Annotated in this window: 6 protein-coding genes; all 6 read left to right on the forward strand. The window is 66.5% G+C overall.

Annotation, left to right across the window (positions count from 1 at the left end):
• The first annotated feature begins 45 nt into the window (after window positions 1-45).
• The gene (locus ASG11_RS12950) at window positions 46-1,401 is read left to right on the forward strand and encodes a formimidoylglutamate deiminase (protein ID WP_055779892.1); all 1,356 of its coding nucleotides are present in this window, start codon (window positions 46-48) and stop codon (window positions 1,399-1,401) included.
• Window positions 1,398-2,099 (forward strand): histidine utilization repressor, encoded by a 702-nt coding sequence (gene hutC / locus ASG11_RS12955; RefSeq protein ID WP_055779895.1) that lies wholly within the window; start codon window positions 1,398-1,400, stop codon window positions 2,097-2,099. Before ASG11_RS12950 ends, hutC begins: the two co-directional genes overlap by 4 nt.
• A 241-nt stretch (window positions 2,100-2,340) precedes the next feature.
• A complete protein-coding gene (locus tag ASG11_RS12960) occupies window positions 2,341-2,868 on the forward strand; it encodes an RNA polymerase sigma factor (RefSeq protein WP_082472746.1) in 528 nt (175 codons plus the stop codon).
• 229 nt (window positions 2,869-3,097) lie between these two features.
• A complete protein-coding gene (locus tag ASG11_RS12965; protein ID WP_156363759.1) occupies window positions 3,098-4,858 on the forward strand; it encodes a vWA domain-containing protein in 1,761 nt (586 codons plus the stop codon).
• Between the two features lie 139 nt (window positions 4,859-4,997).
• Window positions 4,998-6,125: a tetratricopeptide repeat protein gene (locus ASG11_RS18430; RefSeq protein WP_082472747.1), complete on the forward strand. Its 1,128-nt coding sequence runs from the start codon at window positions 4,998-5,000 to the stop codon at window positions 6,123-6,125.
• 286 nt (window positions 6,126-6,411) lie between these two features.
• Window positions 6,412-7,464 (forward strand): 1-deoxy-D-xylulose-5-phosphate synthase N-terminal domain-containing protein (locus ASG11_RS12975; RefSeq protein WP_156363760.1); only part of this gene is annotated, 1,053 nt, incomplete at its 3' end.

The raw sequence follows: 7,464 nt of genomic DNA on the forward strand, positions 1-7,464 counted from the left end.
TACGCGCTGTCCATTCGCCCAAGCCATCCAGTCGAGGAGCTTCACATGCGACTGTGGTTCGAATCCGCTTTGCTGCCTGAAGGGTGGCGGAAAGACGTACGGATCGACGTGGCTAACGGCCTGATCGCCGCAGTGATGTTCGGCGTCCAGCCCGAGCCCGGCGACGATCGCCATGGCCCCGCCATGCCCGGCCTGCCTAACCTCCACAGTCATGCTTTCCAGCGCGGAATGGCTGGCCTCGCCGAAGTTTCCGGCCGGAGCGAAGACAGTTTCTGGACGTGGCGCGAGACGATGTACCGCTTCGTCGCCGCGCTCGATCCCGACACGCTGCAGGCGATCGCCGCCTTGGCCTATATCGAAATGCTCGAAAGCGGCTTCACGCGGGTCGGCGAGTTCCATTATCTGCACCACGGTCCGGACGGTCGCGCCTATGACGATCGCGCGGCGATGGCCGCGGCGATCGCCGCCGCCGCGCAGGAGAGCGGCATTGCGCTGACGCTGCTACCGGTCTTCTACGCCCATGCCGATTTCGGCGGCACCCCGCCCCGCACCACGCAGGCCCGCTTCGTCAACGATCTCGACGGGTTCGCGCGGCTGATCGACGACAGCCGCCATGCGCTCGCCGGGCTGGATCAGGCGGTGATCGGCGTCGCTCCGCACAGCTTGCGCGCGGTGACGGCGGCGGAACTGGCCGTCGTCACGACCCTTCTTCCCGACGCTCCGATCCATATCCATATCGCCGAACAGACCCGTGAGGTTGAGGCCTGCATGGCATGGAGCGGACAGCGACCGGTCGAATGGTTGTTCGATCGTGCGGAGGTCGATCGCCGCTGGTGCCTCGTCCACGCCACACATGTCGTCGAGGCCGAGTTGCGGCAGATCGCGGCCAGCGAAGCGGTCGTCGGGCTGTGCCCGATCACCGAGGCCAATCTGGGTGATGGCCTGTTCCCCGCTCGCGCGTTTCAGGCGCAAGGCGGGCGCTTCGGCGTCGGATCGGATTCCAACGTACGGATCGATGCCGGCGAGGAACTGCGCCTGCTCGAATATGGCCAGCGCCTGACACACGAGATGCGCAACGTCCTATCCAATGGCCCGGGCCGCTCGACCGGTGCGACGCTGTGGAGCATGGCGTTCCAGGGCGGCGCTCGAGCGCTCGGCGCATCCGGCGCCGGCCTCGCCGTCGGCGCACCGGCGGACCTCGTCTCGTTTCTGCCCAGTCATCCCGCCTCGGTCGGGCGGCACGGCGACCAGCTGATCGACAGCTGGGTGTTCGGTGGCGCGCGCGATCATATCGACTCCGTGTGGCGGGCCGGGCGCAAGTGCGTCAGCGGTGGCCGTCATCATGATCGCGAGCGCATCACGGCGCGCTATGTTGATGTCATGAAGGGCCTGCTGGCGTGAAGCCCCCGGCCCTTCACGACCGTATCCGGCGCGAGATCGAGGCGCGGATCATGTCGGGCGAATGGAAGCCCGGCCACCGCATCCCCTACGAACACGAATTGATGACGGAGTATGCGTGCTCGCGCATGACGGTAAATCGCGCGCTAGGCGCGCTTGCCCAGGCCGGATTGCTCGACCGCCGCCGCCGCGCCGGATCGTTCGTCGCCACCCCGCGCTTCCACCGCGCCGCGCTGGAAATCCCCGACATCCGCAACGAGGTTGCCGCGCAGGGCAAGGCCTATGGCTTCGAGCTGAATGCCCGCGAGGCCCGCCGCGCGACCGCCGCCGATCGTATATTGCTGGCATCCGGGGCGGGACGGATCCTCGCGATGGAATGCCGCCATCTCGCCGATCATGTCCCCTATGCGCTCGAATATCGGCTGATCAATCTGGATGTCGTACCGTCGGCCGCCGAGGCAGATTTCGCGATTGATCCGCCCGGCTCGTGGCTGCTCGATCATGTCGCCTGGACCGAGGCCGAGCATCGCATCACCGCCATCAATGCCGACGGAGTGCTGGCCGCCGCGCTCGATGTCGCGCCGGGCCAGGCCTGCATGCAACTCGAACGCTGGACGTGGCGGGGTGCGGAGCGGATCACCTATGCCCGGCAGATCTATCCGGGGGACCGTCATGGATTCGTCGCGCATTTTCTGGCCTGATACATCCTGCATCCGTCCCCGTCCGTTCGGCCCGAGCCTGTCGAAGGGCAAGACATGGCACCGGCACCTCGACCGGCTCAGGCCGAATGTCGGTGAGGGTCCGGATAACACGCCCCTCTCCGCGATGGCATCCCCGCCGGGAATGATGCACAGAGCTAAACGTGGCGGGCGCGGCGACATTCGGGTCAGAAATCTCTAGCGCCGCCGCGCCGTGGTCGCCTGCGTTCAGCGCCTTGCGCTGATGGGCGAAGACACGGTTTTTCCCGACACGGACCTGATCGCCGCCGCGATCGGCGGAGATCGCGCGGCATTCGAGGCGTTGCTCAGGCGACATTACGATCGCATTCACGGCCTCGCCTGGCAGCTTACCGGATCGCGCGCCGATGCCGATGACATCGCGCAGGACGTCTGCTGCACCTTGGTCGAAAAGATCCGGTATTTCCGGGGCGAGGCGAAGTTCACCACGTGGCTGTGCAGCATCGTGTTCAACGCGGCGCGCGACTTCCGGCGGCGGCGGCGCTCGTTCGCCGGTCTCACCGATCGGCTGGCGGTGCTGGCCGGCCTTACAAAGGCTCCCGATGGCCGCGACGCCTATGACGCGATCTGGCTGAAAAGTGCGATCGCCAGACTGAAGCCGGCCTATCGCGACGCGGCGGTGCTGGTCGCCGGGCAGCAATTGACCCACGCCGAAGCGGCGGAAATCCTCGGTGTGGCGGAAGCGACGGTGTCCTGGCGCATGCATGAAGTGCGGCGTATAATCGGGAGCTGAGTCTTCGATCGCTACCGGATCGACCTCGCCACCCCACCCCCGTGCGCCCTGAATGGGGTGCCCCGAACCGTGCCGCGACAAGGTCAGCACGAACGGTGAGAAGCGGCCCCGGCTGGCGGAGTGTGCCCAGTCGAAAAATAATTCGAAAAAACTTCTCAAGGAAATCAGCCGCCAGCGCGTCCCAGTGAATATGCGGACGATCCTGCGCCGCTGTCCTGGGAGAAAATCCATGCCCCGTTTCCACCGCGCGGTTGCCACCGGCCCCGTCGCCATGGCCATCGCCATGCTCGTCGTATCCTGCAGCAAGACCGGCGTCGACGCGCCCGCCGCCGTCCCGTCCGATGCCGCCGCCGAGGCGTCCAACGACATCGTCGTCACCAGTGCGAAAGCATCACGCACGACGGCGCGCGATTCAGCGACGGCCGAACTCATGGTGCCACCCCCGCCCCCACCTCCCCCGCCGCCGCCTCCACCGATGGTCTCGGCACCGGTGATGGTCACTGGATCGCGCATCGTGCCGATGGAGCGCAGCTACATGACGCCCTATCACGATGTCGGCCGCGACAAGTTCAACAGCGTCGCGCAAAACGCGTTCAAGGCCGTGCGCGAGGAACCGGTCTCGACCTTCTCGATCGATGTCGACACCGCCTCCTACGCGTTCACGCGCGCCTCGCTGAACCGCAATGTCCTGCCGCAGCCGGCGGCGGTGCGGACCGAAGAGATGATCAACTATTTTCCCTACGATTACGCCAGCCCCCGCACCGCGGAACAACCCTTCACCAGCAATGTCGCGGTTTTCCCCAGCCCGTGGACGGCGGGGCGCAAGCTCGTCCGCATCGGCATAAAGGGCTATGAGATCCAGCGTGCGACCCGCCCGCGCGCGAATCTCGTCTTCCTCATCGACACGTCGGGATCGATGAACGAGCCGAACAAGCTGCCGCTGGTGAAACAGTCGCTGACCATGCTGCTCGACCAGTTGGACGGCGACGACAGCGTCGCGATCGTTACCTATGCCGGATATGCCGGCACCGCGCTCGCCCCCACGCCGGCCAGCCAGAAAGGCAGGATCAAGGCGGTGATCGACGGGCTCGGCGCGGGCGGCGGTACGGCGGGCGCGGAAGGCATCCGCCAGGCCTATGCGCTGGCCGAGGCCAATCTCGATCCCAAGGGCGTCAATCGCGTGATCCTGGCGACGGACGGCGATTTCAATATCGGCATCAGCAATCAGGACGAGTTGAAGGGCTATATCGAGCGCGAGCGCGGCAAGGGCGTGTTCCTGTCGGTGCTGGGCTTCGGCATGGGCAATTACAACGATGCGCTGATGCAGGCGCTGGCGCAGAACGGCAACGGCGCGGCCGCCTATATCGACACGATCGGCGAGGCGCGGAAGACCTTGGTCGACGAGGCGACGTCGACGCTGTTCCCGATCGCCAAGGACGTGAAGATCCAGGTCGAGTTCAACCCGGCCACCGTCGCCGAATATCGCCTGATCGGATATGAAACGCGTTTGCTGAACCGCGAGGATTTCGACAATGACAAGGTCGATGCCGGAGATGTCGGGTCGGGCCAGACGGTGACCGCCTTGTACGAGATCGTACCGGTCGGCGGGCCGCGCGCGGTCGGCGATCTGCGTTATGCTAGGGCGACGCCGGTCACGGTAGAGCCCGGCACCGGCGAGTATGGCTTCGTCAAGATCCGCTACAAATTGCCGAAATCCAGCGCTAGCCGACTGATCTCGACCCCGATCGACCGGCGTTCGGAAGTCGCCCGCTTCGGCGACGCACCGCAGGATGCGCGCTTCGCAACCGGGGTCGCGGCGTTCGCGGAACTGCTGCGCGGCGGACGCTACACCGGATCGATGGGATATGACGATGTCCTGAAGATTGCGCTGGGTGCGCGAGGCGAGGATAGCTTCGGCTATCGCTCGGAGTTCGTGCAACTGGTCCGCGCCGCCAAATCGGCGGCATCGATGCCGCAACCCGGGCAATAAGGTCGGCCGAGGGTGCGGCGGTTCTGCGTCGCACCCTCATGCCCATTCGACCCGCCGACAATTGAAGCTATAAGGCCCGGCAGATGCCGCTCCGTCCCGCCCATTGCGTACGACCGCTCACGACCATGCAGGCGATGTGATGGCGACCAACGACGACATCGCGGCGGCTCTGCCCGATCCGCCTTCACCCCGCCCTGCGCGGCGCGAGGCGGCGATCGCGGAGTCGATGCGGCGCTTCGATGCACCGGGCGACGCGCCGGCGACGGGTCGTCACGGTACGGTCGCGCCGAAGCCGAGGCACGGCTGGATCGCGCGGCCGCAGATTGCTGCCCTGGCCGGGGTCGCGCTGGTCGTGACGATCGGCGTGCCGATATGGCGGTCCGGCGATCTTGGCCTGTCACCGCCCCCACGGGAAGCGCCGACGGCGGCACCAGACCGCGCTTCGATGGCGGGAAACGCGGTTGGTCGCAGCCCACCGGTCGCTGCGCTGGAGGTCATCAACCCTCCCGCGCCACTGGCGACCCGATCTTCCCCGAGAGCGGCTGTTCCTGCGATCGTCGCGGCCCCCTCGCCTGCTCCGCCGATGGTGTCCGCTCCGATGGCGCCTGCGCTATCTTCACGAACGGAGGAAAGCGCGCAAAGCGACGCGCTGGCCGATGTCGCACCACCGCCCCCTCCCCCCCCGCCGCCGCCTCCCCCTCCGCCGCCGCCCCCTCCTCCGCCGGCCCCGAACGAGGTGATGGCTGCGTCGCCCGCCCCGGCCATCGCTTCGGCGCGCGTTGCGACGCCCGATAACGACATCGTCGTCACGGGATCACGGGTCCGTTCCCAGCAACCGCTCCGGCGCGGCGACTGGAATGCGTGCACGATCGACGATCCGAAACAGGATCTCTCGGCCTGCCGAAAGCAGGTCGATCCAGCCGCACCCGGCGTCAGGGGGCGTGCGGCGGCCCACCTCGCCGATGGGCTGGCGCTGGCATGGCAGGCCGAATTGACGGGCGCGATCGCCGAGTTCGACCGCGCGATCGCGCTCGCGCCCCGCGACGCTCCGGCTCGCCTCAACCGCGCTTTGGCCTATCGGCGCAGCGGTGATCTGAACCTTGCCCTCTTAGATCTCGATGAAGCGGTGCGCCTCGCTCCGAACACCGCGCGCTATCGCTATCATCGCAGTATTTCGCTGCGTCAAAAGGGCGATACGCGCAAAGCCGAGGCCGACGAACGACGCGCGATCGAACTCGATTCCCGCTACGAAACTGTCATCCGCTAAATGGCTCGACGAAACGCGGCTGGAAATATCCGACGTGCCCGGCCGGGCGCATCTCGGCTTTCGGACACGCCGTCTTTCCTGTCGCGCGCCTTTGAACGGAAGTTTTTGATCTCACCTTGGCCTGACCTTTCAAGCTTTGGTGTTCTGGCAATCGACAGGCGTTTGGGGCTGGGCTAGACCGGTTCGATGTCCGACGTCAGCACCACGCCGCTTCTCGATACCGTATCGATGCCTTCCGATCTTCGNGGCAATCGACAGGCGTTTGGGGCTGGGCTAGACCGGTTCGATGTCCGACGTCAGCACCACGCCGCTTCTCGATACCGTATCGATGCCTTCCGATCTTCGTAAGCTGGAGGTTGGCCAGTTACGCCAGCTGGCGGACGAGTTGCGGGTGGAGACGATCTCGGCGGTGGGGACGACGGGGGGACATCTYGGTTCGGGGCTGGGGGTGGTCGAGCTGACCGTGGCGATCCATTACGTGTTCGAYACGCCGCGCGACAAGCTGGTGTGGGACGTCGGGCACCAATGCTATCCGCACAAGATCCTGACCGGTCGTCGCGAKCGCATCCGCACGCTGCGCATGGGCGGGGGGCTGAGCGGCTTCACCAAGCGCAGCGAGAGCGAGTACGATCCGTTCGGCGCGGCGCATTCGTCGACCTCGATCTCGGCGGCGTTGGGCTTCGGGGTCGCCAACAAGCTGTCGGACCGCCCGGGCAAGGGCATCGCGGTGATCGGCGACGGCGCGATGTCGGCGGGCATGGCGTACGAGGCGATGAACAACGCGCAAGGCGCCGGCAACCGGCTGGTCGTGATCCTGAACGACAACGACATGTCGATCGCGCCGCCGGTCGGGGGCTTGAGCGCGTATCTCGCGCGGATGGTCTCCTCCAGCGAATATCTCGGCCTGCGGAGCTTCGCCAAGAAGGTGACGCGCAAGCTCTCCAAGCGGGTCCACGACGCGGCCGGCAAGGCGGAGGAATATGCGCGGGGGCTGGCGACCGGCGGCACGCTGTTCGAGGAACTGGGCTTCTATTATGTCGGGCCGATCGACGGGCACAATCTCGATCACCTGATCCCGGTGCTCGAGAATGTCCGCGATGCCGAGGACGGGCCGATCCTGGTCCATGTCGTGACCAAGAAGGGCAAGGGCTACGCACCGGCCGAGGCGGCGGCGGACAAATATCACGGCGTGCAGAAGTTCGACGTGATCACCGGCGCGCAGGCGAAGGCCCCGCCGGGACCGCCGCAATACCAGAACGTGTTCGGCGCGCAGCTGGTCAAGGAAGCGGCGAGCGACGACCGGATCGTCGCGATCACCGCCGCGATGCCCTCGGGCACC

This window comes from Sphingomonas sp. Leaf357, from assembly GCF_001423845.1.
In the GTDB taxonomy this organism is placed as follows: Bacteria; Pseudomonadota; Alphaproteobacteria; order Sphingomonadales; family Sphingomonadaceae; genus Sphingomonas.

Coding starts and splice junctions, on each gene's coding strand:
- ASG11_RS12960 (WP_082472746.1), top strand. CDS start 2,341: ATGGGCGAAGACACGGTTTTTCCCGACACGGACCTGATCGCCGCCGCG.
- ASG11_RS12965 (WP_156363759.1), top strand. CDS start 3,098: ATGCCCCGTTTCCACCGCGCGGTTGCCACCGGCCCCGTCGCCATGGCC.
- ASG11_RS18430 (WP_082472747.1), top strand. CDS start 4,998: ATGGCGACCAACGACGACATCGCGGCGGCTCTGCCCGATCCGCCTTCA.
- ASG11_RS12950 (WP_055779892.1), top strand. CDS start 46: ATGCGACTGTGGTTCGAATCCGCTTTGCTGCCTGAAGGGTGGCGGAAA.